The sequence below is a fragment of the Leifsonia sp. 2MCAF36 genome (genome assembly GCF_052115525.1).
GTDB lineage: Bacteria > Actinomycetota > Actinomycetes > Actinomycetales > Microbacteriaceae > Leifsonia.
The window spans coordinates 78,755-105,396 of record NZ_JBFRGV010000011.1; the positions used below are offsets into that span (position 1 = coordinate 78,755).

General features: G+C 67.3%; 18 protein-coding genes. 7 read left to right on the top strand and 11 right to left on the bottom strand.

Features of this window, described 5'->3' with window-relative positions; translation table 11 throughout:
- Window positions 1–6 precede the first annotated feature (6 nt).
- From AB4079_RS16445 to AB4079_RS16470, 6 genes are all read right to left on the bottom strand, one after another.
- The gene (locus AB4079_RS16445) at window positions 7–930 is read right to left on the bottom strand and encodes a carbohydrate ABC transporter permease (RefSeq protein ID WP_441788394.1); all 924 of its coding nucleotides are present in this window, start codon (window positions 928–930) and stop codon (window positions 7–9) included.
- A complete protein-coding gene (locus AB4079_RS16450; protein ID WP_441788395.1) occupies window positions 927–1,883 on the bottom strand; it encodes a carbohydrate ABC transporter permease in 957 nt (318 codons plus the stop codon). The genes AB4079_RS16445 and AB4079_RS16450 overlap by 4 nt, the downstream gene beginning before the upstream one ends.
- A 90-nt stretch (window positions 1,884–1,973) precedes the next feature.
- Complete coding sequence (locus AB4079_RS16455; protein ID WP_441788396.1) at window positions 1,974–3,329, bottom strand: ABC transporter substrate-binding protein; 1,356 nt, start codon at window positions 3,327–3,329, stop codon at window positions 1,974–1,976.
- Window positions 3,330–3,519: 190 nt separating this feature from the next.
- Entirely contained in the window at window positions 3,520–4,575 is a 1,056-nt protein-coding gene (locus tag AB4079_RS16460) for a LacI family DNA-binding transcriptional regulator (protein WP_441788397.1), read from the bottom strand.
- 94 nt (window positions 4,576–4,669) lie between these two features.
- On the bottom strand, window positions 4,670–5,620 hold the full coding sequence (locus tag AB4079_RS16465) for an NAD-dependent epimerase/dehydratase family protein (RefSeq protein WP_441788398.1): 951 nt from the start codon (window positions 5,618–5,620) through the stop codon (window positions 4,670–4,672).
- Between the two features lie 27 nt (window positions 5,621–5,647).
- Window positions 5,648–5,803 carry a hypothetical protein gene (locus tag AB4079_RS16470; protein ID WP_441788399.1) on the bottom strand — a complete coding sequence of 52 codons (156 nt, stop codon included), beginning with the start codon at window positions 5,801–5,803 and terminating at the stop codon, window positions 5,648–5,650.
- A 117-nt stretch (window positions 5,804–5,920) separates the two neighbouring features.
- Here AB4079_RS16470 and AB4079_RS16475 point away from each other — a divergent pair, with 117 nt between their 5' ends.
- Complete coding sequence (locus AB4079_RS16475; RefSeq protein ID WP_441788400.1) at window positions 5,921–6,466, top strand: fasciclin domain-containing protein; 546 nt, start codon at window positions 5,921–5,923, stop codon at window positions 6,464–6,466.
- A gap of 57 nt (window positions 6,467–6,523) precedes the next feature.
- On the opposite strand, the gene AB4079_RS16480 is transcribed toward AB4079_RS16475, so the two are convergent.
- Together AB4079_RS16480 and AB4079_RS16485 are read right to left on the bottom strand one after the other, a co-directional pair.
- Window positions 6,524–7,048, bottom strand: a complete 525-nt coding sequence (locus AB4079_RS16480; protein WP_441788401.1) for a hypothetical protein — start codon at window positions 7,046–7,048, stop codon at window positions 6,524–6,526.
- 68 nt (window positions 7,049–7,116) lie between these two features.
- Entirely contained in the window at window positions 7,117–7,554 is a 438-nt protein-coding gene (locus tag AB4079_RS16485) for a hypothetical protein (RefSeq protein WP_441788402.1), read from the bottom strand.
- A gap of 792 nt (window positions 7,555–8,346) precedes the next feature.
- Here AB4079_RS16485 and AB4079_RS16490 point away from each other — a divergent pair.
- Window positions 8,347–16,437, top strand: coding sequence for an LPXTG cell wall anchor domain-containing protein (locus AB4079_RS16490; RefSeq protein WP_441788403.1), 8,091 nt, complete (start codon window positions 8,347–8,349; stop codon window positions 16,435–16,437).
- 337 nt (window positions 16,438–16,774) lie between these two features.
- On the opposite strand, the gene AB4079_RS16495 is transcribed toward AB4079_RS16490, so the two are convergent.
- Complete coding sequence (locus tag AB4079_RS16495) at window positions 16,775–17,173, bottom strand: hypothetical protein (RefSeq protein ID WP_441788404.1); 399 nt, start codon at window positions 17,171–17,173, stop codon at window positions 16,775–16,777.
- 178 nt (window positions 17,174–17,351) lie between these two features.
- Here AB4079_RS16495 and AB4079_RS16500 point away from each other — a divergent pair, with 178 nt between their 5' ends.
- Together AB4079_RS16500 and AB4079_RS16505 are read left to right on the top strand one after the other, a co-directional pair.
- Window positions 17,352–19,094: an MFS transporter gene (locus tag AB4079_RS16500; protein WP_441788405.1), complete on the top strand. Its 1,743-nt coding sequence runs from the start codon at window positions 17,352–17,354 to the stop codon at window positions 19,092–19,094.
- Window positions 19,078–19,560 carry a MarR family winged helix-turn-helix transcriptional regulator gene (locus tag AB4079_RS16505; protein ID WP_441788406.1) on the top strand — a complete coding sequence of 161 codons (483 nt, stop codon included), beginning with the start codon at window positions 19,078–19,080 and terminating at the stop codon, window positions 19,558–19,560. Before AB4079_RS16500 ends, AB4079_RS16505 begins: the two co-directional genes overlap by 17 nt.
- 237 nt (window positions 19,561–19,797) lie before the next feature.
- Here the strand turns inward: AB4079_RS16505 and AB4079_RS16510 are convergent, their stop codons facing one another.
- Window positions 19,798–20,688 carry an EamA family transporter gene (locus tag AB4079_RS16510; protein ID WP_441788407.1) on the bottom strand — a complete coding sequence of 297 codons (891 nt, stop codon included), beginning with the start codon at window positions 20,686–20,688 and terminating at the stop codon, window positions 19,798–19,800.
- On the bottom strand, window positions 20,688–21,251 hold the full coding sequence (locus AB4079_RS16515; protein ID WP_441788408.1) for a dihydrofolate reductase family protein: 564 nt from the start codon (window positions 21,249–21,251) through the stop codon (window positions 20,688–20,690). The genes AB4079_RS16510 and AB4079_RS16515 overlap by 1 nt, the downstream gene beginning before the upstream one ends.
- 97 nt (window positions 21,252–21,348) lie before the next feature.
- Here AB4079_RS16515 and recQ point away from each other — a divergent pair, with 97 nt between their 5' ends.
- From recQ to AB4079_RS16530, 3 genes are all read left to right on the top strand, one after another.
- Window positions 21,349–23,364, top strand: a complete 2,016-nt coding sequence (gene recQ / locus AB4079_RS16520; RefSeq protein WP_441788409.1) for a DNA helicase RecQ — start codon at window positions 21,349–21,351, stop codon at window positions 23,362–23,364.
- Between the two features lie 258 nt (window positions 23,365–23,622).
- Window positions 23,623–24,108, top strand: a complete 486-nt coding sequence (locus AB4079_RS16525; protein WP_441788410.1) for a DapH/DapD/GlmU-related protein — start codon at window positions 23,623–23,625, stop codon at window positions 24,106–24,108.
- Between the two features lie 244 nt (window positions 24,109–24,352).
- Window positions 24,353–26,455: an acyl-CoA dehydrogenase family protein gene (locus AB4079_RS16530; RefSeq protein ID WP_441788411.1), complete on the top strand. Its 2,103-nt coding sequence runs from the start codon at window positions 24,353–24,355 to the stop codon at window positions 26,453–26,455.
- The last annotated feature ends 187 nt before the right edge of the window (window positions 26,456–26,642 follow it).

Genomic DNA, 26,642 nt, shown 5'->3' on the forward strand with positions numbered 1-26,642 from the left:
CCCCCGCTACTTGAGGCTTCCGAGCGAGAGACCGCCCTGCCAGTACTTCTGGAGTGTGAGGAAGGCGATGATCAGCGGGATGATCGACACCAGCGCCCCGACGATGATCAGGCCCCACAGGGAGTGGCCGCCGCCGTTGTTGGAGCTGGCGAGCTGCGACCACAGCCCGAGCCCGACCGTGATCGGGAAGAGCTTGGACGTGGAGAGCATCGCCAGGGGGAGGAAGTAATTGTTCCAGGTCCCGACCACCGAGAGCAGCAGCACCGTGATGACGGCGGGGCGCAGCAGCGGCAGGGCGACCGTGAAGAAGGTGCGGTACTCGCCCGCACCGTCGACGCGGGCCGCATCCAGGAGCTCGTCCGGCACGGCGTCCGCCGTGTAGACGCGCATCAGGTACACCCCGAATGGGCTGAGCAGGGAGGGCAGGATGACGGCCCAGACGGTGTCCGTCAGGCCGATGGTCGAGAGCAGAACGAAGGTCGGGATGACCAGCGCGGTGAGCGGCACCATCACAGAGCCGAGCAGAAGCGCGAAGGTGAAGTTGCGGCCCCGGAACCGGTACTTGGCGAAACCGTAGCCGGCCAGCACCGCGATGATCGTGGCGCCGACACCGCCGCTCACGGCGTAGAGGACGGAGTTGCCCAGCCACTGCAGGTATTCGCCGCCGTTGTACGTGAACAGGTCCTGCAGGTTGGCGAAGAGGTTGAAGTCTTTCGCGAACCAGAGCGCTCCCGAGCCGGAGAACAGCCCGGTCGCATCCTTCGTGCTGGCCACGAACAGCCACCAGATCGGGATGAGGAAGTAGACGACGAGCACCAGCAGGAAGAGGTGGGCGACTAGGTTGCGGCGCGGGCCACGGCGCCCGCTTCTCTCCGAGCTGCGTGTGCGGCCGACGATGGCCGGAGCATCCGAACGGGTGGTGGTGGTCATTTGAGCAGGCTCCCTCGCTTGCGGGTGGCGAACATGAAGACGTAGACCGCGATGAACACGACGATGCCGAGTGCGAACGAGATCGCCGAGGCGTAGTTGAACTGTGCGTACGAGAACGCCAGGTTGAAGGCGTAGATGTTCGGCGTGAAGTCCGGGGTGATCGTGCCGTTCGCCACGGGTGCGAGCACCTGCGGTTCGGTGAAGAACTGCAGTGTGCCGATGAGCGCGAACACCAGGATGAGCACCAGGGCCGACGAGACCAGCGGCACCTTGATCCGCAGGGCCACCTGCCAGGAGTTGGCGCCGTCGATCTTGGCGGCCTCGTAGATCGACGGGTCGATGCCCTGCAGGGCGGCGAAGATGATGATCATGTAGTAGCCGGCCCACTGCCAGGTGACCACGTTCAGGAGTCCGTAGAAGACGTTGTCCTGGCTGAGCAGGAACGGCGCCTGCGCGTTGAAGAGGGAGAAGACCTGCTGGAGCGGGCCGAAAGTGGGGCTGTACAGGAAGCCCCACATCAGGGCGCCGATGACCGCCGGGATGGCGTACGGCAGGAAGATCATCAGCCGGGAGAATTTGGCGAGCCGGGTGGTGAGGGCGTCCAGGAGCAGGGCGGCCACCAGCGAGATCAGCATCTGCACCGGGATGAGGACGATCGCGAACCGCACGACGAACCAGACGCCCTTGAGGAACGAGGGATCCGTGAACGCCTTGACGTAGTTGTCGATGCCGGCGAACGTCGTCCCGGTCGCGAGGCCCTTGGTGTAGAGGCTCAGGTAGAAGGCGTACGCGAGCGGGGCCACCAGGAACACGACGAACACCACGACGAAGGGTGCGATGAAGACCCACCCGGTCCGTCCGCGTCGCGCGAGCATCCGTTCGCTTCCTGACGACTGCCTGCGGTTGCCGCGACCGCTGGCCGCGCTCCGGGGCGCCGTGGTCGTTGTTGACATGATCTCCCTGCTTCTGTGCTGGTACCGACGGTCGTATCGGAGTGCCGCGATGCGGCCGGGTTTTGCAACCCGGCCGCATCGCGGTCGGACTCACTTGACGGTGAAGCCCTGACTCTTGGCGTACTTGACGATGGTGTTCTGCAGGTCGGTCGCGGCCTGGTCGCCCGTCGTCTTTCCGGCGTTGATCTTCACGATCTGCGCCTGGAGCTGCGCGTAGTAGTAGACGCTGAACGGGCTGTAGTTGAAGCCCTTGTACGCGTTCTCCGCCGGGACGTAGACCTCTTTGTTCGCCTGCTGCCCGTTGAAGAAGTCGACGGGGTTGTTGACGAAGGCGTCCGAGGTGAGAACGCCCTGGTTGAGCGGGAAGATCGTCTGCGTCTTCCAGCCGTCGGTCAGGGACGCGTCGTCGGCGTAGAGGCCCTTTGCAACCTCAGCCGCCAGCTTCACATTGGTCGCCTGCGAGGTGACGGCGAACGTCGATCCGCCCCAGTTGACCGAGGTCGTGTCTCCGGCGTTCCACTGGGGGAGCGGAGCCACGGCGAACTGTCCCTTCTCCGCGCCCTTGCCGACGCCGGCACCGGTGAGGTACCCGGGTGCCCAGGCGGCGGAGACGTAGGTGGCGTACTTGCCGCCGACGACGCCGGAGATGTAGTCGGTGGTGAACTGGTCCTGCGTCCCGACCAGTCCTTTCTTCACGAGTCCGGCCCAGTAGTTCAGCACATCCTTGGTGGCCTGGTCGTCGAGGTTGATCGAGATGTTCTTCGGGTTGGCCAGGTCGTAGGTGAACGGCTTGGCACCCTTCTGCGCCATGAGAGCCGTGATCGCCGCCGGGACGTTGCTGCCGAGGTCGCCGAAGAGCGGCCCGCCGGCATCCTTGACCTTCTGCGCGGCCTGCTCGTACTCGGCCCAGGTGGTCGGCGGGGTGATGCCGTACTTGTCGAAGATGTCCTTGCGGTAGATCATCGCCATCGGGCCGCCGTCGACCGGGATGGCGTAGACCGAGTCACCCTGCGAGACGTCCTTCCAGGCGCCGTCGCTGAAGTTCTTCTTGACGTCGTTCGCGCCGTACGGGGCCAGGTCGATGAGCGCCTTCTGGATCTCGAACCCGGTGAGCTGGTCTGCCTCGAGCATGATGACGTCGGGTGCGCCCTTGCCGGCCGAGATCGCGGTCTGGAACTTCGCGTACTCCGGTGCGCCCTGCCCGGCGACGGTCCAGCAGACCTGGACGTCCGTGTGCGCCTTGTTGAAGTTGTCGACCACCTTGGCCATGTTCGGGTACCACGCCCACACCGACACCTGGGGCGCGTCGTTCATCATCTTGTTGCTGCAGTTCGTGAGCTTGGGGTTGCTGGCCTTGTCGGCAGCGCCTCCGCCGGAGGTGCACCCCGCAAGCGCCGCAACCAGTGCGATCGCGGAGATCGCCGTTGCCAATGTTTTCTTCCTCACTGTTTTCCTTTCGTACTTCTCGTGGACTTCTTCGTCTGACGATGTGAAAGGGGCCGGAAGGCTTCCGAATCCACTCTGATTCACATGACGTTCTGGTGCGCCGGGCGATGACGCTCGGTTGTACAACGTTATAGGTAAACGTTATAGGTAAACGTTATAGGGCAATACTGCCGATCGTGGCCTCACGCTGTCAAGCGACCGAGGAGATCCCCGAGCTGACGGTGCTCTGCGGCCTCATGGCGGCGGTGGATTCCCGCTGGACCACGCGGAACGAGGACTCGAACTCCCGCGGCGGGATAGCGCTGTCGGGGTCGGCGATGCGTTCCATCAGCACGCGCACAGCCGTCTGGGCGATCTCCTCGCGACCGGGGTCGACCGTCGAGAGCGACGGAAGGGAGTAGCGCGTCTCATCGATGTCGTCGAAGCCGATCACCGACACATCATCGGGGACACGTATGCCCCGCTCCTGGAGCACCCGGACCGCGCCGAGCGCGATCGAGTCGTTGAAGGCGACGACGCCGTCGAACGTCAATCCCGACGCGATTGCGGCACGCATCGCTTCGGCGCCGTCGGTCCGGTGCCAATTCCCGACATCGACGACCAGTTCGTCGGAGTACGGGATCCCGGCCGCCGCGAGAGCCTCCTTGTATCCGGTCAACCGCAGGCCGGCGGAGCCGATCACCTCGTTCTCGTGTGCGCCGAAGGCCAGGATGCGCCGGTGGCCGAGCGCGATGAGGTGCTCGGTCGCGGCGCGGGAGGCGGCCACGTTCTTCATCGTGACATGGTCGGCGGGCCCGTTGAAGATGCGCTCACCGAGGAGCACGAGCGGTGTCGGAATGTCGACGAGCGGTGCATCCTCCTGTCCGAGTGCCAGGACGCTGAACAGGATGCCGTCGACCATCCGCATCCGTGGGCCGTGCAGCACCTCCAACTCGCGCTCCCGGATGCCGCCGCTCTGCTGGATCATCACGACGAGGTCGTGTTCGGCTGCCGCTCGCATCACGGCGTCGGCAAGCTCGGCGAAGTACGCATTCTTGAGGTCCGGGATGATCAGGCTGATCGCACCCGTTCGACCCGAGCGGAGGCCGCGCGCCGACAGGTTGGGCTGGTAGCCCAGCTCCTTGATCGCCGCCAGCACGCGCTCGCGGGTGGTCTCCCGGATGTAGGGGTAGTCGTTGATGACGTTGGAGACCGTCTTGATGGACACGCCCGCCGCCTGCGCTACGTGATGCAACGTGACCGCCACAGCAGCCTCCTTCGTCTGATCGTCGCATGGGCGACTTCTTTACATCGTAGTAAAGCACGCCGGCGTGGCTGCTCGCCCACACCGGTCCGCTCGTTCACAAGGAGTGGGTGCTCGCGACCCAGCGAGCCTCCTCGGCGAGCAACGCGCGTCCCGGAGCAAGGGGCCGATAGCCGACCTCTGTTGCGGCACGGGTGTCGAGCACGATGGGGTGCGGTGCGTTCCAGGGATGCTCGCCGCCGGGCACGCCGTCGTCGAGGCCGAGGATGCGGCCCTGCCAGCCGATCGCCGCACCGATCGCCTCGACGATCTCCCGTGCGCTCAGCGGGTCGGGATCGGCAATGTTGAGGATGCGGGCCTCGGGAGCGTCCGCAACGGCTTCGATGAGCGCCGCCACGTTCGCCGCGGCGGTGAGGTGGTCGACGGACTCACCTCGCCGCGTCAGTTCGATGGTGTCGGCGCCGGCGAGCATCCTCTCGACGATGGCGGTCGTGCGGGCGTTGCGTGCCCACCGTCCGTGCACTTTCGACGGGCGGATCACCGTCACCGGGAGCCCGCTGTCCCGTGCGGCTTGCTCCACGGCGACCTTGCACGGCGCGTAGCCTTCCCGGCTGTACGGGTTCGTTCCCGCCGGAGCCGGCGGGAGCATCGGGTTCGTCTCGGGGATGGGCACAGGGAATCTCGGTGCTTCGTCTCCGTTGATGTGCCTGCCCTGCTCGTCCCGGTAGACCGCGCGGGAGGATGCGACGACCACCGAGCCGCTGTCGCGATACAGGGGGAGGGCCTCCTCGACGTGCGAGCCCGTGTAGGCGACGAGGTCGACGAGGAGGTCGGCTCCGTCCCCGAGCAGCTGGGACAGCGCTCGCGCATCGGAGCGATCCACAGCGTGGAAGCGGACACCACTGTTCACCAGCTCGACGGGCATCCGCTCGGAGGTGCGCCCGGTGACGTCGACAATCCAGCCGTTGCGGGCGAGGCGCTGCGCTGTCGCGCCGCCCATCGCCCCGGTTCCGCCGAGAATCACTGCCCGCCGAGTGGGTGAAGACATCGGGCGAGCCTAGCAACCCGCGAAGCCTCAGCCGACCCGCACGAAGGTCTGCTGCCAGCCGGTCGACCCGTTGGGTGCGATCGGGGCGCGCGTTCGCTCCTGCAGACGGCCGGCGCGGTCGGTGGCGCGCACGGCGAGGGTGTGGCCGCCGGCGGTCGCGTCCCAGTCCAGCGACCACTGCACCCAGGTGTCCGCGTTGCCGCCCGTCTCGCCTCAGCTGGAATCCTGGCCGCGGCCGCCCTCGCCCTCACCGCCTGCTCCTCGGGAGCCGGCGCGTCGTCGGGTGACAGCAGCTCCCCGATGGCCTCGTCCAGCCCGTCGGCTTCGTCGTCGATGGACCCGGCCGCCGACCTGGTCGGCCCCGGCTGCGCCGCATACGCGAAGCAGGTCCCGTCCGGCTCCGGCTCGGTCGCAGGCATGGCGGCGGACCCGGTGGCCACCGCGGCGAGCAACAACCCGCTGCTGACGACTCTGGTGGCGGCCGTCTCCGGCGCGCTCAACCCCAAGGTGAACCTGGTGGACACGCTCAACGGCGGACAGTTCACCGTCTTCGCCCCGGTGGATGACGCCTTCAAGAAGATCGACCCGGCGACCATCGACACGCTGAAGACGGATGCGGGCGCGGCAACGCTGACGTCCATCGTCACCTACCACGTGGTCCCCGGCCAGCTGTCGCCGAAGGACATCACCGGCACCCACAAGACCGTGCAGGGCGCTGACGTGACCGTGACCGGTTCGGGCGACTCGATGAAGGTCAACGACGCCAACGTGATCTGTGGCGGCGTCCACACCGCCAACGCGACCGTGTACCTCATCGACTCGGTGCTGATGCCCCCGGCCAAGTAGCCTGCCCCATCCCCCGAGAAACGGCCGTGCACTCTGTGCACGGCCGTTTCCGTGTGCTCAGTCCTGGTGGGGTGCCTCCCCCTGCGGCGGCCGGGCGCGCAGGTCGGCGCGGATCCCGTCGAGCACGGCGCGCACGGAGACCTGCTTGGCCTCGGTGTCGATGACGTTCGCGGGAACGGTCACGACGAGACCTGACTGGTAGAACGCCCGAATGCGGAAGCCGCCCGACCATGACGCGTCGTTCTCGTTGTCGGCCTCCGTCCCTCCGGAGAGTTCGAAGCGGAGCAGCCCCGACCGGCTTTCGACGCGTGTGACGACCTGGGCGCCCGGCGTCCCATCGTCGATGACTTCGCTCGCGACCACCACATGGTCTGTGAACACGCCGATGCGGAGCGTGACGGTGGAAAGACCGGTGGCCGCCGCGGCGCCGAGGTAGATGATCCGCTCGTCCCCGACCGCCAGCTCGAGCTGTCGCAGCAGGATGGGGTACCACTCGGGATTGGCGCCCAGCACTTCCACCAGCCCACGCTCCTCGCGGAGAAGCGCTCGCAGTCGATCTTGGATCGTCGACGTATCCGTCATCGGGTGCCCTTCTCGTGCAGCGAGCTGGGCGCGGCCGACGCCCTGCCCTCAGGGTATCGCTAGCCTGGCTAGAAAATCGACTCTTCTTCGCCTTCAGAAGCGGCGGACCGCGACTGCAGAGCCGAGCCGACCAGCTGAGCCAGAAGCTCCTCGACCGACGTCTTCGTCGCCCGGGACAGCCGTTGTAGTTGCTCGTGCGTACGCGTGGGCACGTCGAGAGAGACGATCCCCGGCCGAGCGGAGGCACGCAGCAGCCTTTGCCGCCTCAGGTACTCGAGGTTGTCGGCGGGAACGATCCTCCGTCGTCCGCCGGAGATCGAGACGACGACTTCGCCTCGACTAATCGCCCGTCTGATCTGCGCGGCCGACCTCTGCGTCAGTCGGGCGAAGTCTTCGACCGACAACGAGAGCGGCAACTTCGGCGCGTACCCGTCGGCGATCACCTCCCGCAACCGCTCATAGATCTCGGCAGGCGTTATGCGTGTGGTCCTGGTGGTCTCGGTCATGTCGAAGGACTCCCTCCGGTTCGATGCGTCTATCTACTCAGACGGATGAATCGCCGAACTGTGACGCGGAAGGACTGATTAAGGTCATCGAACCGCCTGATGCGGGTGCCTCGACAACTGACTTTCGGCCGAACCGGAGCCGAACCTACCCTGCACCCACAAGCACAAAACTCGGTTTGCGTTCCGCGTCACGATCGGGCACATATGCCGTCTTTATCTCTGGCGGCTCCCGAAAGCCACCCCCAGACGTGAAGCACGAACCCGAATGAAGAAAGCGCACAGCGAACCATGAGTCACAACACCCCCAAGCGGCGCTGGTGGCAGCCGCAGGCCTCACTCGTCACAGTAATCGCCCTTGTCGGAGCGACCCTCACCGCTGGTGCGGTCGGGCTGGTGGCACCCACCCTTTTGGACCCGCAGGTTGCCTCGGCCGCGACGCAGTCGTGCACGCCGACGGCAGGGTTCACCAGTTGCGTGCTATACACCTATTCGGGGAGTGACCAGTCGTTCACCGTGCCGGCCGGTGTGAGTTCGATCGACGTGGGGCTGTGGGGGGCCGGCGGCGGCAGCGCAGCCGGCCCATACACCCAGGGCGCCGGCGGAGGTTACACGCATGGCACGGTCGCAGTCGCACCGGGCCAGGCATTGACCGTAGTTGTCGGGCAAGGCGGTTCCGCCCCAGTCAAGGGCTCGAGCCTCGGTCCGAGTGCCTACGGTGGCGGCGGCAGCGGGGGCTACGGAGTGGTGGGGGGGTTTGGAAATACGTCCTTTATCGCTGCGGGTGGCGGCGGGATGAGCGCCTTGCGGACAGGGGCGGGGCCCCTGTTGATCGCGGCTGGCGGTGGCGGTGCCCCGGTAGCGACACCCGACAGCGAGGGAGGGCGAGCGGGCGGCGGCGGCGGAATCGTGGGCGGGTCCGGAACGGGCACCGCTGGTATCGGCGGAACGCAAACGGCTGGCGGTGCGGCGGGAACTAACCCCCCATCTGGTTGCGTGACCAGCGCTGTGCAAGGATCCGCAAACGCCGGAGGCGCCGGGGCAGTTGGCGTGTCAACCGGTAGTGGCACGGGCGGCGGAGGTGGCGGCGGTTTCTTCGGAGGTGGAGGCGGCGCCTGCTCTCAGTCTTCTAGTGGATTGCCCAACGAGGGTGGTGGAGGCGGGGGCTCCTCTCTTATCGCCGGATCAAGCGTGATAGCGGCGACGACCCTCTCTGGCGGCAATGGTGCTCAGGCAGCAGGCGGCAACTCGGGCGGCTCAACGCAGCCTTTCTACGCGGCCGGTATCGGAGTTGGTGGCAACAACCCCACTGCTCAATCAGGCGTAGCCGGGGGCAACGGTCGGGTTGTCATCCAGTTCAAACTTTCGAGTGCCGACCTTTCGGTTACAAAGACAGTAGATCGTCCCGAGGCACAACCCGGAAGCGCCGTTGTGTTCGCGATCACAATTGCGAGCGCAGGGCCGGACACGGCCCCGGGCGTCACCGTGGTCGACTCTCTTCCGGCGGGACTGGAGTTTGTGAGTTCCGACGCGGGTGCTGCCTACGACCCCGCGACGGGAGTGTGGTCGGCGGGTGATCTTCCTGCCGGTCAGAACCGGACACTTCACATCACAGCGAAGCTGACCGCCGTGACGGCGGTGACCAACCGGGTCACCCAGGTGTACTCGTCGATTCCCGACCCGAACCCGGCGAATAACACCGCCCAGGCGACGGTGACGCCCCTGGTGGCGGATTTGGTGACGTCGAAGTCTCTTGTCGGCACGGCGAACCCGCCGCTCGGCTCGAATGTGACCTACAACCTGACGGTGAAGAACAACGGGCCAGAAGACACGACGGGTGTCACGGTGACGGACCCGCTGCCTGCGGGGTTGACGTATGTGTCGTCCTCGGGCACCGGAACATATGATTCTGCAACCGGCGTGTGGTCGGTCGGCAATCTCGCCAATGGCGAGACCAAGACGTTGGCTCTGACGGTCCGGGTGGACACGACGAATCCCGTGACGAACCTGATCACAGCGTCGGGTTCGGATCTTCCGGACCCGACGCCCTGTCCGGGAGATTGTGGAACGGGCCCTGGCCCGGTGACCGCGGTAGCGGCGGACCTCACCACCTCGAAGACGGTGGACAACCCGACCCCCACGTTGGGCTCGAACGTCACCTTCACGCTGACCGCGGAGAACGCGGGCCCGAGCAACACCACCGGTGTGGTGCTGACTGACCCGATTCCGGCTGGTTTCTCGTACGTGTCTGACGACGCGGCCGGCGCGTACAACCCCGGGACCGGCTTGTGGTCGGTGGGTTCGTTGAACGCGGGGCAGAGCAAGCAGCTGCATTTGGTGTTGAAGACGACAGCGGCGCAGACCGCGCCGGAAGTCATCACGGACGCGGTGTCCGATCTTCCGGACCCGACCCCGTGTGCACCGGACTGTGGAACCGTTCCGAGCCTGCCGACGCAGTTCGCGGACCTGCAGACCAGCAAGACGGTCGACTCCACGACGCCTGCCCTCAACGGCAATGCGACGTTCACGATCACCGTCACCAACAACGGCCCCAGCGGCACCACCAACGCGACGGTGACCGACAAGCTGCCCGCTGGCCTCCAGTACGTGTCCGACACGTCCGGAGGAAAGTACAACCCGGCGAGCGGCGTGTGGTCCGTGGGTGCGCTGGCGAACGGTGAGACGAAGTCGTTCGATGTGGTGACCAAGGTCACCACGACCTCCCCGGTGCAGAATGTGATCACGAAGTCCGATTCCGACCTGCCCGACCCAACACCGTGCCCGTCGGATTGCGGTAGCGCGCCGGGTCCGATCACGGCGCAGTTCGCCGATCTGGCGACGAGTAAGACGGTCGACAACACGAAGCCGAACCTGAACGGCAATGTGACCTTCACCCTGACGGTGACCAACAACGGTCCCGCGGCGACCACGAATGCGAAGGTCACCGACCCGCTCCCGGTCGGCTTGCAGTATGTGTCGGACACGTCCGCCGGCGCGTATGACCCCGTCACGGGTGTCTGGTCGGCAGGTGCATTGGCTGACGGTCAGACCAAGTCGATCAACATCGTGACCAAGGTGACGACTCTGTCGCCGGTGACGAACGTGATCACCGCGACGAGCTCGGATGTTCCGGACGCGACCCCGTGTCCGACGGACTGTGGCCCGAACCCCGGCCCGATCCAGGCACAGGCGGCTGACCTGGTCACCAGCAAGGCGGTCGACACGACGACGCCGCGTCTCGGCGGGAATGCGGTGTTCACGCTGACGGTCCGGAACGCGGGTCCGTCGGACACGACCAACGCCTCGGTGACGGACAAGCTCCCGGCCGGTCTGGACTACGTGTCTGACACCTCTGGTGGCAATTACGACCCGGCGACCGGAGTGTGGTCGGTGGGTGCGCTCGCGAACGGTGAGGTGAAGTCGATCGACATCGTCACCCTGGTGACCGCGACCTCGCCGGTCACCAACGTGATCACCGGTTCCGGGTCGGATCTGACGGACCCGTCGCCCTGTCCCACGGACTGCGGCACCACTCCGGGACCGATCACGCCGCAGTATGCCGACCTGGTCACGACGAAGTCCGTGGACAATACAACGCCGCGGTGGGGCAGCCAGGTGCTGTTCACCATCTCGGTTGCGAACCACGGACCGTCGAATGCGACCAACGCACACGTCACGGACCTGCTGCCGGCGGGGCTGGACTATGTGTCCGACACATCCGGCGGGAACTACGATCCGGCCACCGGCATCTGGTCGGTAGGGGATCTGGCCAACGGTTCGACGAGGTCGTTCGACATCCTCGCGACCGTGAGCTCGACCACCCCGGTGACCAACCTGGTGACCAACTCTGCTTCCGATCAGGTCGACCCGAGCCCCTGCCCTTCGGACTGCGGCACCAACCCCGGCCCCATCACTCCGCAGTTCGCCGACCTTGCTACGACCAAGACGGTGGACACCACGACTCCGGTGTTCGGCAGCAACGTGAAGTTCACGATCACGGTCACCAACAACGGCGGTCTGGATGCGACCAACGCGCAGGTGACCGACAAGCTCCCGGCCGGACTGGACTACGTCTCAGACACCTCGGGTGGCGCGTATGACGCCGCGACCGGTGTGTGGTCCGTCGGATCGTTGGCCAACGGTGCGACCAAGTCGTTCGACATCGTCGCGAAGGTGACCACGGCGTCGCCGGTCACCAACGTGATCACCCACTCGGGTGCGGATCAGGCTGATCCGACGCCGTGTCCGACGGACTGCGGCCCCGGCCCCGGCCCGTTGACTCCGCAGGCGGCCGACCTAGTCACCTCGAAGACGGTGGATAACGCAACACCGAACTTCGGCGGCAACGTCACCTACACCCTGACGGTCACCAACAATGGGCCCTCGGGCACGACCAACGCGAAGGTCACGGACAAGCTCCCGACCGGTCTGGACTACGTGTCCGACACCTCGGGTGGCGCCTATGACGCGGCAACCGGTGTCTGGTCGGCGGGCTCGTTGGCCAATGGCGAGACGAAGACCATTAACATCGTCACCAAGGTCATCACGACAGCGCCGGTCACCAACCTCATCACCAAGTCGGATTCCGACCTCCCCGACCCGACCCCGTGCCCGACTGATTGCGGTACGGGACCCGGTCCGGTGACGCCCAGCGCGGCGGACCTGTCCGTGTCGAAGACGGTGGACAACCCGACCCCGGTGCTCGGCTCGAATGTCACCTTCACCCTCACAGTGGTCAATGACGGGCCCAGTGACACGACCGGTGTGGTCCTGACTGACCCTGTGCCCGCCGGGTTCAGCTACGTCTCGGATGACGGTACCGGTTCCTACAACCCGGGTACCGGACTGTGGTCCGCGGGCGCTCTGACGGTCGGCCAGACCAAACAGCTCCACCTGGTGCTGCAGGTCACGGCCGCCCAGACCGGGGCCCAGGTGGTCACCGACGCGGTCTCGGATCTTCCGGATCCGACGCCGTGTGCGCCGGATTGCGGTTCGGTGCCCAGCCTTCCGACGAAGTTCGCCGACCTGGCGACCGCCAAGACGGTGGACACCACGACCCCGGAACTCAACGGCAACGCGCGGTTCACCATCACGGTCACCAACAACGGCCCGTCGGACACGGCGAACGCGACCGTGACCGACAAGCTGCCGGCCGGTCTGGACTACGTGTCCGACACCTCGGGTGGGACGTATGACCCGGCGACGGGTGTCTGGTCGGTGGGGTCCCTTGCGAACGGGGAAACCAAGACGTTCGACGTGATCACCAAGGTGACCGTCACGACTCCGGTGACCAACGTGATCACGAACTCGGATTCCGGGCTTCCCGATCCAACGCCGTGTCCGTCGGATTGCGGCCCCAACCCGGGGCCGATCCAGGCGCAGTCCTCTGACCTGGTCACGACCAAGACCGTGGACAACACGACCCCGAACTTCGGGGACAACGTGACCTTCACCCTCACGGTGAAGAACAACGGACCCACGGACGCCACCAACGCGACCGTGACCGACAAGCTGCCCGCAGGTCTGGACTACTTGTCGGACACCTCCGGTGGCACGTACGACCCCGCGACCGGCGTGTGGTCGGTCGGAAGTCTGGCCAACGGTGCGACGACGTCGTTCCAGATCGTGACCAAGGTGAGTACCACCGCCCCGGTGACGAATGTGATCACGAACTCCGGCTCGGATCACCCGGACCCGACACCGTGCCCGTCCGACTGTGGAACCGGGCCCGGCCCGATCACCCCGCAGTCCGCGGACCTCGCCACCACCAAGACGGTCGACAACACGACACCGGTACTGGGTGACGATGTGCTGTTCACCATCACGGTGACCAACAACGGCCCCTCGGACACCGCGAACGCGCAGGTGACCGACAAGCTGCCCGCAGGCCTCGACTACGTCTCCGACACCTCCGGTGGCACGTACGATCCCGCGACGGGTATCTGGTCGGCCGGCGCGCTGGCCAACGGGGCGACGAAGTCGTTCGACATCATCAGCAAGGTGACCTCGCTGACGCCTGTCCGTAACGTCATCACGAGCTCGGGATCGGGCCTGCCCGACGCGACACCGTGCCCGACGGACTGCGGCCCCGCACCGGATCCGATCGTCGCGCAGTACTCCGACCTCGCAACGAGCAAGACGGTGGACAACACGACGCCGAACTTCGGAGACAACGTCCGCTTCACCCTCACGGTCACCAACAACGGCCCCTCGAACGCCACCAATGCAACGGTGACAGACAAGCTCCCGACGGGCCTGGAGTACGTCTCCGACGGCTCCGGCGGGAAGTACGATTCGGCGACGGGCGTGTGGAGCATCGGTGCGCTGGCGAACGGCGAGACCAAGTCGATCGTCATCGTGACCACGGTTGCGACGACGACACCGGTGACGAACATCATCACCAACAGCGGATCCGGTCTCCCGGACCCGACGCCGTGCCCCACGGATTGCGGCCCGACCCCGGGCCCGATCACGCCGCAGGCGGCAGACCTGGTCACGACCAAGACCGTGGACAACACGACCCCGAACTTCGGGGACAACGTGACGTTCACCGTCACGGTGAAGAACAACGGTCCGTCGGATACGACGAACGCCCAGGTGACCGACAAGCTGCCGGCCGGTCTGGACTACGTGTCCGACACCTCCGGCGGCACCTACGACAAGGCGACCGGTATCTGGTCGGCCGGTGCGCTCGCCAACGGGGCGACGAAGTCCTTCGACATCGTCACGAAGGTGAACACCACCACACCGGTGACGAACGTCATCAGCAAGTCGGACTCGGGTCTCCCCGACCCGACCCCGTGCCCGTCCGACTGTGGAACCGGGCCCGGCCCGATCACCCCGCAGTCCGCGGACCTGGTCACCACCAAGACGGTCGACAGCAAGACACCGAACTTCGGCGAGAACGTGACCTTCACGCTCACGGTGAAGAACAACGGTCCCTCGGACACCACCGGGGCGACTGTGACGGACAAGCTGCCGGCTGGGCTGGACTACGTGTCCGACACCTCCGGTGGCGCCTACGACCCGGCAACGGGCGTGTGGTCCGCGGGTGCGATCGCCAACGGAGCGACGAAGTCCATCGACATCGTCACCAAGGTCAGCACCAGCAGCCCGGTCACCAACGTAATCACCAACTCGGGATCGGATCTGCCGGATCCGACACCGTGTCCCTCCGACTGTGGAACCGGGCCCGGCCCGATCTCCCCGAACTCGGCCGACCTGGTCACCACGAAGACCGTGGACGACACCACCCCGAACTACGGGTCACAGGTGAAGTTCACCATCACGGTGAAGAACAACGGCCCGTCCGATACGACCAACGCGCAGGTCACCGACAAGCTCCCGGCTGGTCTGGACTACGTGTCTGACACCTCCGGCGGGAAATACGACGCGGCAACCGGCGTCTGGTCGGTCGGCGACCTGGCGAACGGGGCGACGAAGTCGTTCGACATCGTCACCACCGTCAGCACGGCCAGCCCGGTGACCAACGTGATCAACAGCTCCGGATCGGATCTTCCCGACCCGACACCGTGTCCGACCGATTGCGGAACCGGGCCCGGCCCGATCACCCCGCAGTCTGTTGACCTCGTGACGAGCAAGACCGCGTCCGCTCCCGTGGTCGACTTCGGTGGCCCGGTGACGTTCACGATCAACGTCACCAACAACGGTCCGTCGAACACCACCAACGCCACCGTGACCGACAAGCTGCCTGCGGGACTGACCTACGTGTCCGACACCTCGGGCGGGAAGTACGACCCGGCGACGGGCGTGTGGTCGGTCGGGTCGCTCGCCAACGGGGAGACGAAGTCGTTCGACGTCGTCACCACGGTGGACACCACCAGCCCGGTGCAGAACGTGATCACCCAGGTCACCTCCTCGGTGCCGGACCTGACCCCGTGCCAGCCGGCCAACCCGGAGAACTGCGCAGCTCCTGCGCCGGTGGCTCCGCGGTATGCCGACCTGAAGGTGACCAAGGCGGCCGAACCGGCCGACGTGAAACTGGGCGACACGTTCGCCTTCGTCCTCACGGTGACCAACACGGGCAACACCGACACCACCGGTGTCGTCGTGGTCGACAAGATGCCGAAGAACCTGACGTACCTGTCGGATGACTCGGCGTCCACCTCGACCACGTACGACCAGGCGAGCGGCAACTGGACGGTCGGCGACCTCGCCGTCGGCCAGACCAAGACGCTCCGCATCCAAACCCGGGCCGACGGCTTCGCGGTGAACATCATCCAGAACGCCACCAGCGCTCTGCCTGACCCGACACCGTGCAGCCTCGACAAGGGGTGTGCCGACACTGCCGTGTCGATCCCGTCGACGTACTCGGACCTCGTCTGGGACAAGACGGTCGACAATGCGTCCCCGGTCGTCAACCAGAACGTCACGTTCACGCTGACCCTGGGCAACAAGGGGAAGGACGCCGCGCCCAACGCGCAGCTGACCGACCCACTGCCGAGCGGACTGCAGTATGTCTCCAGCCAGGCGACGGCCGGAACGTACGATCCGTCCACCGGGGTGTGGAACGTCGGCACACTGAACGTAGACTCCACGCAGACGCTGAAGATCGTCGCGAAAGTCACGAGCCTCAACGCTGCTGACACGACGAACAAGATCATGAGCGTCACGTCCGACAACCCGGACCCGACACCCTGCATCGACGGCGCGTGCGGAGCTGAAGGCGTCGCGGCGGTCAACGCGCAACCCGCGCTGATACCCGGGCTGGACATCCCCGGACTGGCCCACACCGGAAGCGACCTGGCTCCCGGGCTCGGGATCGCCGGCCTCGCGCTCCTGGTCGGAGGCGTGCTGTTCGTGGCGATCCGTCGGCGCCGCAAGGACGACGATGAAGCCACGACCAGTGGCCGGCACATCCAGTAGCCGACACCACTGAGCGGGTTCTAACGGTGGTCGCAACCCCCTGATTCAGGAGGTTGCGACCACCGCGTCGTTAACAGCCGGATGCCCGCCCCGCCCTCATGGGGGTGGAGCGGGCATCTGACAAGCGACTCGAAGGAATCCCTTCCTTCGCCGCTCATGGTGCGGTCATCCCGACCCGTCTCGTGATGACCTCACCTACTAAGACGCGTCTTGCCGCTGGATATGACGCGGATCAGCCAAAACTTCCTTTCGCGCGGCGCCCAGCGGTGCACCGCGGAACGCAGAAACGGGGCCCCGGCATGATTGCCGAGGCCCCGTTTGGTGAAGGTTTGGGGCGCTACTTCTGCTTGACCGTGTAGGTCACGTTGCCGCCGAGGCCGACTACCGTGACCGTCCACTTGTCGTTGGAGTACGTGCCGCTCGTCCCCTCCTTCTTGAAGCCGGCATCGGTCAGAAGCTTCACGGCATCGTCTTTGGCGTTGTTGCTCTTGGTCTTCAGGTTCAGCGTGTAGCTGCCCGACGACGTGCTGCCGTAGTGGTTGCTGGAGGCGACCACATCTTTCGCCAGGACGGGGATGTCCGAGGGCGCGCCCCCTGAGCCGTTGACGACCTTCGCCGCCGCACTGGCCGCGGCGCTCGAGGTGGGCGCCTTGTCCGTCGGTGCGGTGCACGCGGCAAGGGCCGTCGTCGTCAAACCGGCGATCAGGAGCGCGGGAATCAGGGTCTTTTTGAGCATGTTTGGGTCCATCCGATCGTGTGAGAGCAGTATCCCTCCGGGTGTGGGCACTGCCATAGACAACAGACGCGCCAGCGGACCGGATCGTGACGGCCCCTCAGAGGAGTCCCAGCGAAGTTATATAGTTGACGCATATAAACGACCCCACATACGCACACGCACTCGTATAAGGACTCCCGTGGCCCGCACCGGCATCTTCACCAAAGACCACCCGCACTACCGCTGGGTGGCACTCTCCAACACCACGCTCGGCATGCTGATGGCGACGATCAACTCCTCGATCGTCATCATCTCGCTGCCCGCCATCTTCACCGGAGTGAAGCTCAACCCGCTCGAGCCCGGCAACGTCTCCTACCTGCTCTGGATGCTGATGGGCTACATGCTCATCACCGCCGTGCTGGTCGTCACCTTCGGCCGGATGGGCGACCAGTTCGGCCGCGTCCGCATCTACAACCTCGGGTTCGTCATCTTCACCCTCGCGGCGATCGCCCTCTGCCTCGACCCGTTCAGCGGCGGCCCCGGCGCCATGTGGCTGATCGTCTGGCGCTTCGTCCAGGGCATCGGCGGCGCGATGCTGTTCGCCAACTCGACCGCGATCCTGACGGATGCGTTCCCGGCCAACAAGCGCGGCTTCGCCCTCGGCCTCAACCAGGTCGCGGCGATCGCCGGAAGCTTCATCGGCCTCATCCTCGGCGGAGTGCTCGCCGAGATCGACTGGCGGGCCGTCTTCTTCGTGTCGGTGCCGTTCGGCATCGTCGGCACCATCTGGTCCATCAAGTCGCTGCACGAGGTCGGCCAGAAGAACCCTGGCCGTATCGACTGGCTCGGCAACGCCACCTTCGGCATCGGCCTGATCGCGCTGCTCACGGGCATCACCTACGGCATCCAGCCCTACGGCGGCTCCAGCCAGGGCTGGGGCAACCCGTGGGTCCTCGGGTCGATCATTGGCGGCATCCTGCTGCTCGTCGCGTTCGTCTTCGTCGAGCTGAGGGTGCCGGCGCCCATGTTCGACATGCGGCTGTTCCGCATTAGGGCGTTCTCCTCGGGGATCTTCGCCGGGTTCCTGGCCGCGATCGGCCGAGGCGGACTCCAGTTCATGCTGATCATCTGGCTGCAGGGCATCTGGCTGCCCCTTCACGGCTACAGCTACGAGGCCACCCCGCTGTGGGCGGGCATCTACATGCTGCCGATCACCATCGGCTTCCTCATCGCCGGCCCGATCTCGGGTGCGCTCTCCGACCGGTTCGGGTCCCGCGCATTCGCCACGGTGGGACTGCTGCTCGTCGCCGCAACCTTCGTGGGCCTGCTACTGATCCCGGTGAACTTCGAGTACTGGCAGTTCGCGCTGCTGACGGGTCTGAACGGCATCGGCTCCGGCCTGTTCTCGTCGCCTAACCGGACGGCGATCATGAACAGCGTGCCGGCGAACGAGCGCGGGGCCGCATCCGGGATGGCCGGCGTCGCCCTCAACGCCGGAAGCTCGCTCTCCATCGGCATCTTCTTCTCGCTGATGATCGCCGGTCTGTCGGTCGCGCTTCCGACCGCCCTCACGAGCGGACTCACCTCGCACGGCGTGCCCGGGAACATCGCAGCGCAGGTCGGGAACACCCCGCCGGTCGGCTCGCTGTTCGCCGCGTTCCTCGGCTACAACCCCATCCAGAGCCTGCTCGGACCGACCGGCATCCTCAGCGCGCCGCACGTCGACGGGGCCACACTGACGGGTAAGGAGTTCTTCCCACAACTGATCTCCGGTCCCTTCCATGACGGCCTGGTCGTCGTCTTCATCGCCGCCGCTGTCATGAGCGTCATCGGCGCTATAGCGTCGTTCCTCGGCGGGGGCAAGTATGTTCATGAGGAGGCCGCGGCGCCCGAGCTGCAGGCCACCGAGGAAGGCGAGGAAGTCGGTGCCCACCGCGCATGAAGCTGACGAGCGGCCGACGGCCGGACACGGCGACGATGGCGTCGACGAGCTGTCCGGCCGCCTGGCCCTGGCCGTCGGGCGGCTGAACCGCCGCATCCGCTCCTCCGCCGGCGGGCTCAGTCACGGGCAGCTCTCCGCCCTGTCGACCATCGTCCGTAGGGGACCGGTGCGTCCCAGCGAACTCGCCGCGATCGAAGTTGCCGCCGCGCCCACGATCACGCGGATCGTGGCGGAGCTGGAGGCACGCGGGCTGGTGGAGCGGACGCCGGACCCCGACGACCGCCGGTCGCTGTTCGTCTCCGGCACGGAGGCCGGCACCGCTCTGCTGCTGGAGGCGCGCTCCGACCGCGCGCGTGCGGTGTCGGACGTGCTCGGCGAGCTGTCCCCAGAGCAGGTGGAGGCCGTCCGCGCGGCGCTCCCCGCCCTGGAGCAGGCGGCGCACGTCTCCCCGCCCCCCGCGACCTGACCCTCCGGTCCCGGCGCCCCGCCCCTCGCGCTTCCCGCCCTCTCTCGCTGAGTTGCGACAACATGTCGCAACTCGCGTCGAATACGCGCACCTACTCACGGGTCGTGGCGGCGGCGCCGGGATGCGGTCAGCCGACGGCGTCCCGGCGTCCCGGCGTCTGGCAGTGAGTCGCGACAACATGTCGCAACTCGCGTCGAATACGCGCACCTACTCGCGGGTGGCGGCAGCGGTAGGCGGTCAGCTGACGGCGAGGAGCGCGGCAGCGACGATGGCCAGCACCAGGCCGACCCACTGCACCGGCGCGACGCGCTCCCGCAGTACAACGGCGGCGAGCAGCACGGTGCCGGCCGGGTAGAGGGCGGTCAGCACGGACACCGTGGTCAGGTCGCCGATCCGGAGCGCGACGAGGAGGAGCAGGTTGGCCGTCGCATCCAGCGCGCCGCCGCCGACCGCCACCGCGACGCCGCGCCGCTCCAGCCGCATCCCGCTGCGTGGTGCGTCCGGGACGATTCCCTGCGACCGGCGTCGTGACCGGGCGCGAATCACGACGATCGACACAACTGTCCACATCACGACCGCATTGGTGGTCCGGTTGGCGATCAGCGGCACCACGCCGGAGTCGTCCGGCGTCTGGTCGAGCAGGATGAGGAACACGCCGATCATCGCGCCCGCGGCGACCGCCATGATCAGTGCGCGCGGTCGGGGGCGGACGGCGCCCTTCTCCGGCACGAACCCGACCAGGACGACCGCCACCAGGCCGAGGCCGAGGGCGAAGTAGCCGATCGGCTGGAAGCGGTCGCCGCCCACCAGACCCCAGGTCACCGGCACCAGCGCCGAGACGAGCGCGGTCAGCGGCGACAGGATGCTCATCGGCCCGATCGCGAGGCAGGCGTAGAGGAGGGCGATCGCGACGGAGCCGGCGACCCCGGACAGGACACCCCAGCCGAGGGCCTCCGACGACCAGGTGCCGCCGATGGCCGGGAGCGCGACGAGGAGCAGCACCAGCCCCGCGACGGCGCCCACGGCGGTGGTGCGGAGCGGCCCAATTCGGCGCGACGCCAGTCCTCCGAGGAAGTCGGCGGACCCGTAGACGAAGGCGCCGATCAGCCCCAGGACGGCTGAGCCCATCAGCTCCCGGCCAGACGGTAGCTGTGCAGCACCGCCCCCGAACGGAAGCGCTCCAGCTCGGTGAGCTCGAAGGTCCACTTCTCCCTGTCGTCGGGGAAGATGCGGAGGCCGCCGCCCACCATCACCGGGTAGGTCAGCAGCCGCAGCTCATCCACCAGCCCCCACACCAGAAGGGAGCGGACGAGGGATGCGCTTCCAGCGACGAGGATCGGTCCGCCGTCGCCCTCCTTCAGCGCGGAGACACCGGCTCGGACCGGTTGTGCGACGGCGGTCGCGTTCCAGGTCAGTTCGGCGGGGCGGGAGGTGACGACGTCTTTCGGCATGCCGTTCATCTTGTCCGCGAACTCGTCATCCCGAGCTGGCCACGCGTCGGCGAACTGTTCATACGTGCGCCGGCCGAGCAGCAGCGACTCCGCCTCCAGCACCTCGCGCAGCTTGAAGGCGCGGACGTCCTCGGTGCTGAACGGCATGGTCCAGCCGGCGTGCGGATGGGTGGGCTCGCCGCCGGGAGCCTCGACGACCCCGTCGAGGGTCATGAACTCGGTCACGATCAGCCGCCGCATGTGGGCGATGCTACCCGAGCCAGGGTGTGGATGAAGAGGTTGTCCACAGATCCGCGACGCCCGGGAAGTCGTCGGGGGCGGCCGTTACGATCGAGACATGAGCTCCACCTCCGACTGGGTTCCCGACAGCTGGGTTCCCGACGACCGGGACGCGCCTCCTCTCGACGAGGAGCCGCCTCCCGGTTTCGGCGACCCGTATGCGGGGCCGGCCGGGCGGGTGGCGTCTGGCGGCGGCGCGGTGGCGACGTCGACGCCGACCGGGCGGGTGGCGACGGCCGTCATCCGGGCCACGGCGCCGCGGTTCGAGTCCGCGCAGGATGCGCTCCGCACGGTATTCGGCTACGACACCTTCCGCGGGCAGCAGCAGGAGATCATCGAACGGCTCGCCGCGGGCGGCGACGCGGTCGTACTCATGCCGACCGGCGGGGGCAAGAGCCTCTGCTACCAGATCCCTTCGCTGCTGCGCGAGGGGACCGGGGTCGTGGTCTCGCCCCTCATCGCCCTCATGCAAGACCAGGTGGATGCGCTGATCGCGGTCGGCGTCCGTGCCGCCTTCCTCAACTCCACTCAGGATGCGGCGGCGCGGTCCGCGGTCGAGCGGGCATACCTCGACGGCGAACTCGACATCCTCTACGTCGCACCCGAACGGTTGTCGTCGGAGTCGACGAAGCGCTTCCTCGAGCGCGGGCGCGTCGCACTGTTCGCGATTGACGAGGCCCACTGCGTGTCGCAGTGGGGGCACGACTTCCGCCCCGATTATCTCGCGCTCTCCGAGCTCGCCGACCGGTGGCCCGGTGTTCCGCGCATCGCGCTGACGGCCACGGCGACCGAAGCGACGCACCGCGAGCTGACCTCCCGCCTCAAGCTGGAGGGTGCCGAGCACTACGTCTCCGACTTCGACCGGCCCAACATCCAGTACCGGATCGTGCCGAAGGCCGAGCCGCGCAAGCAGCTGCTCGACTTCATCACCCGGGAGCACCCGGGCGACGCCGGGATCGTGTACGCGTTGTCCCGTAACTCGGTGGAGAAGACGGCCGAGTTCCTCTCATCGCGCGGGCTGACCGCCCTGCCGTATCACGCCGGCCTCGAGGCGGCCCAGCGGGCCGCGACCCAGTCGCGGTTCCTCCGCGAAGAGGGCGTCATCGTCGTCGCGACCATCGCCTTCGGCATGGGCATCGACAAGCCGGACGTCCGCTTCGTGGCCCACATCGACCTGCCGAAGTCGGTCGAGGGTTACTACCAGGAGACCGGACGCGCCGGTCGTGACGGCCTCCCGTCGACAGCCTGGCTGGCGTACGGCCTGCAAGACGTGGTGCAGCAGCGCCGGATGATCGACGACTCTCCTGGAGACCTCGCGCACCGCAGGCGACTGACTCAGCACCTCGACGCGATGCTCGCGCTCTGCGAGACCGTGCAGTGCCGGCGAGTGAACCTGCTGGCGTACTTCGGCCAGCCGTCGAGTCCCTGCGGCAACTGCGACACCTGCCTCACACCGCCGGAGAGCTGGGACGGGACCGTCCCGGCGCAGAAGCTGCTGTCGACGGTGGTGCGCCTGAAGCGCGAACGCAATCAGCGCTTCGGGGCCAGTCACCTGATCGACATCCTCCGCGGCAAGCGCACCTCGCGCGTCGAGCAGTACGGCCACGACAGCCTGTCGACCTGGTCGATCGGCGACGACCTGAGCGAGAGCCAGTGGCGCGGTGTCGCCCGGCAGTTGATCGCCCAGGAGCTGTTGAAGCCCGAGGGCGAGTACGGCGTGCTCACGATCACGCCGGCGAGCACGGAGGTGCTCTCGGGTGGCCGTCAGGTGATCCTGCGGACGGAGCCCGAGCGACCGGAACGGTCGACGCGGTCGTCCCGCAGCGCTGTCTCGGCAGAGCTCGCCGCGCACGACGAGCCGCTCTTCGAAGCCCTCCGCAGCTGGCGGGCGGGGGCGGCACGGGAGCAGTCGGTGCCCGCGTACATCGTCTTCTCGGATGCGACGCTGCGCGCGGTCGCATCCGCTCGCCCGGCCTCACTCGCCGACCTCGACGGCATCACCGGCATCGGCGCCAAGAAGCGCGAGGCCTACGGAGAGGCGCTGCTGTCGGTCGTCGCATCCGTCTCCTCCTGACGCCGACGGGGCGCCGCGGAAGCGCTGAGGGGTCGGCCCTGCGCATAGCGCCCCAGCGCCCGTCGCCCGGCCCGGCCGTTGCGACCCCCTTGCGGCCGTCGGTTGCGGGCGTATCGTCCCCTAGCGTGCGCCGTTTCACTGCGCGTCCGTCGTTCCCTGAGTCCGGCGTTCCATCGGGCGATCAGGGAATTCTTTACGTGCGCCCGGTGTTATGACATTGAACGATAACCGAGGCGACCTCGGAGGAGGAACACCTAGATGGCACGAATGATCGAGGAGCTCGAGGACGAGACGGGCGCCGTCGTCAAGTACAAGCGTCACGCGAACGGCCGGGGCCTCGTCTCCCCGTCGGCGCGGGTGGCCGAGTCGGCCTTCATCGAGCCGACCGCGTACGTCGAGGCCGAGGCGCGCGTCGGGATGGAAGCCTACGTCGGCGCCGGCAGCTGGATCGACAGGGGCGCAACCGTCGGCGACCGCACTTTCGTCGGTGCGAACGTCCACATCGGCGCCGGCTGCGTCGTCGGCTCGGGCGTGAAGATCGGCAGCGGAGCGAAGGTCGGCGAGAACGCGATGGTCGGCAACGGCGCGCGCATCGAGCGCGACGCGCAGATCGCGGCCGGCACCGTCGTCGAGCTCAAGGGCGCGGCAGCGGCACGGGCCGCCCTCGCCACGCCACTCCGGCCGCCGCGGCCGCAGCAGCAGCGCGACCTGCGAACCCGACGCGAGCCGCGCCGCGCCGCCTGACGACCGCAACCGCACCACAGTGAGCGTCGCCCTGAGGGGCGGCGCTTTTCTGCGTTCCAGGCCCCCATCCGGCCGACCGAGCGTTGTGCACGGTGTCACTCCGAATGCAGCCGGATTTGGAGGTTCCCACAAACGCGGGGGCAACCGTCCCGAGCAGCCTTTGTAGGCGACGCACCGACGGTTTCCGCTCGCGGGACCGCGGTCGTAGCGTGGCGGCATACCGCGATTTTCTGAAGGAGAGGTCATGGTCGACACTGCCGAACGCGTCCCGAGCGCGACCCCCGCTTCCACCCCCGCTACCGCGACGGCGCCCGCCGTCCCGGAGCCTGCGCCCGTCGGCGTCACCCCACGGGTCGATGTGGAGGCGCTGGGCCGCCAGCTGCTGGGCGACTGGGCCGAGGCGCGGCTGGCCTCCCGCGAGCTCTCGTCCCGCCCCGAGATGCAGAAGCAGGAGGGGCTCTCGGTCGACGACCACCGGAAGCGCGTCTTCGGTCAGCTGAAGCTGCTGGTCGAGAACGGGCAGGTGCACCGCGCCTTCCCGAAGTCGGTCGGCGGTCAGGAGGACAACGGCGGAAACATCGCCGCCTTCGAGGAGCTCGTTGCGGCGGACCCGTCCGTCCAGATCAAGTCGGGCGTGCAGTGGGGCCTGTTCGGTTCGGCCGTGATGCACCTCGGCACCGAGCACCACCATGAGAAGTACCTGCCCGCGATCATGTCGCTCGAGGTGCCCGGGGCGTTCGCGATGACCGAGACCGGTCACGGTTCGGATGTGGCGAGTGTCGGGACCACGGCGACCTACGACCCGGAGACGCAGGAGTTCGTCATCGACACTCCGTTCCGCGGTGCGTGGAAGGACTACCTGGGCAACGCGGCAGTGGATGCGACCGCGGCGGTCGTCTTCGCGCAGCTCATCACCCAGAACGTCAACCACGGCGTGCACGCCTTCTACGTTCCGATCCGGGATGCGAACGGCGACTACCTGCCGGGCATCGGCGGCGAGGACGACGGCCAGAAGGGCGGCCTGAACGGCATCGACAACGGCCGGCTGCACTTCACCGGGGTCCGCATCCCGCGCACCGACCTGCTGAACCGCTACGGCGACGTCGCCGAGGACGGCACGTACAGCTCGCCGATCCAGAGCCCGGGTCGCCGGTTCTTCACCATGCTCGGCACGCTGGTCCAGGGCCGCGTCTCGCTCGACGGCTCCGCTGTCATCGCCTCGAAGATCGCGCTCAAGATCGCGGTCACGTACGCCGACCAGCGCCGCCAGTTCACAGCGGGCAGCGACACCGACGAGGAGGTGGTGCTCGACTACCAGCGCCACCAGCGCCGGCTGCTCCCGCGCCTGGCCACGACGTACGCGGCGAGCTTCGCGCACGAGGTGTTCCTGCGGAAGTTCGACGACGTCTTCAGCGGCGCGCACGACACCGACAACGACCGCCAGGACCTGGAGACCATCGCGGCGGCGCTCAAGCCGCTCAGCACCTGGCACGCGTTGGACACGTTGCAGGAGGCGCGAGAGGCGTGCGGCGGCGCCGGCTTCCTCACCGAGAACCGGCTCACCTCGCTGCGTCAGGACCTCGACATCTGGGTCACCTTCGAGGGCGACAACAACGTCCTGCTGCAGCTGGTCGCCAAGCGTCTGCTGACCGATTACAGCCGCAAGTTCGCCAAGGCGGACGCTGGCGCGCTCGCCCGCTACGTCGTCACCCAGGCGGCAGGCAAGGCGTACCACGGCTCCGGCCTGCGGAGTGTCGCCCAGACGGTCCGCGACTTCGGCTCGACCGCCCGTTCGGTGAACTGGCTGCAGGAGCCGACGACGCAGCGCGAGCTGCTGACCGCCCGCGTCGAGACGATGATCGCGCAGATCGCCGGCAGGCTGCGTCCCGCCTCCAAGCTGGGCAAGAAGGCCGCGGCCGACCTGTTCAACTCGCAGCAGAACGCCCTCATCGAGGCGGCTCGCGCCCACGCCGAGCTGCTGCAGTGGGAGGCGTTCACGGACGCGCTGGAGCAGGCTCCCGACGAGGGGACGAAGCAGGTGCTCACCTGGCTCCGCGACCTGTTCGGTTTCGGCCTGATCGAGAAGCACCTGGCGTGGTACCTGATGAACGGCCGGCTCTCGCCTCAGCGTGCGCAGGCCGTGGCGGCGTACATCGACCGGCTGCTCACGCGCATCCGGCCGCATGCCGTCGACCTGGTGGATGCGTTCGGCTACGGTCCCGAGCTGGTGCGGGCGAAGATCGCGTCCGGCGAGGAGGCCGAGCGTCAGGCGGAGGCGCGCACGTACTACGCCGAGCGTCGAGCCGCCGGCACCCTCCCACCCCAGGAGAAGTCCCACAAGCGCTGACCCGCGCGCGCGATTTGCCCCAAGTGTCGCCTTTGGCTCGGGTGAGTTCGTGCGGTGAGTGCAACACCTTTCGTTTTCGGTGAGGGGTTGGGATGGGGTCGCATTCGTCGTTGGAGGTTCGGGTTCGAGCGTTGGGGCTGCTGGTGGGTGGCGCTTCGGCGGTTGGTGCGGGAGCTCAGTTGGGGGT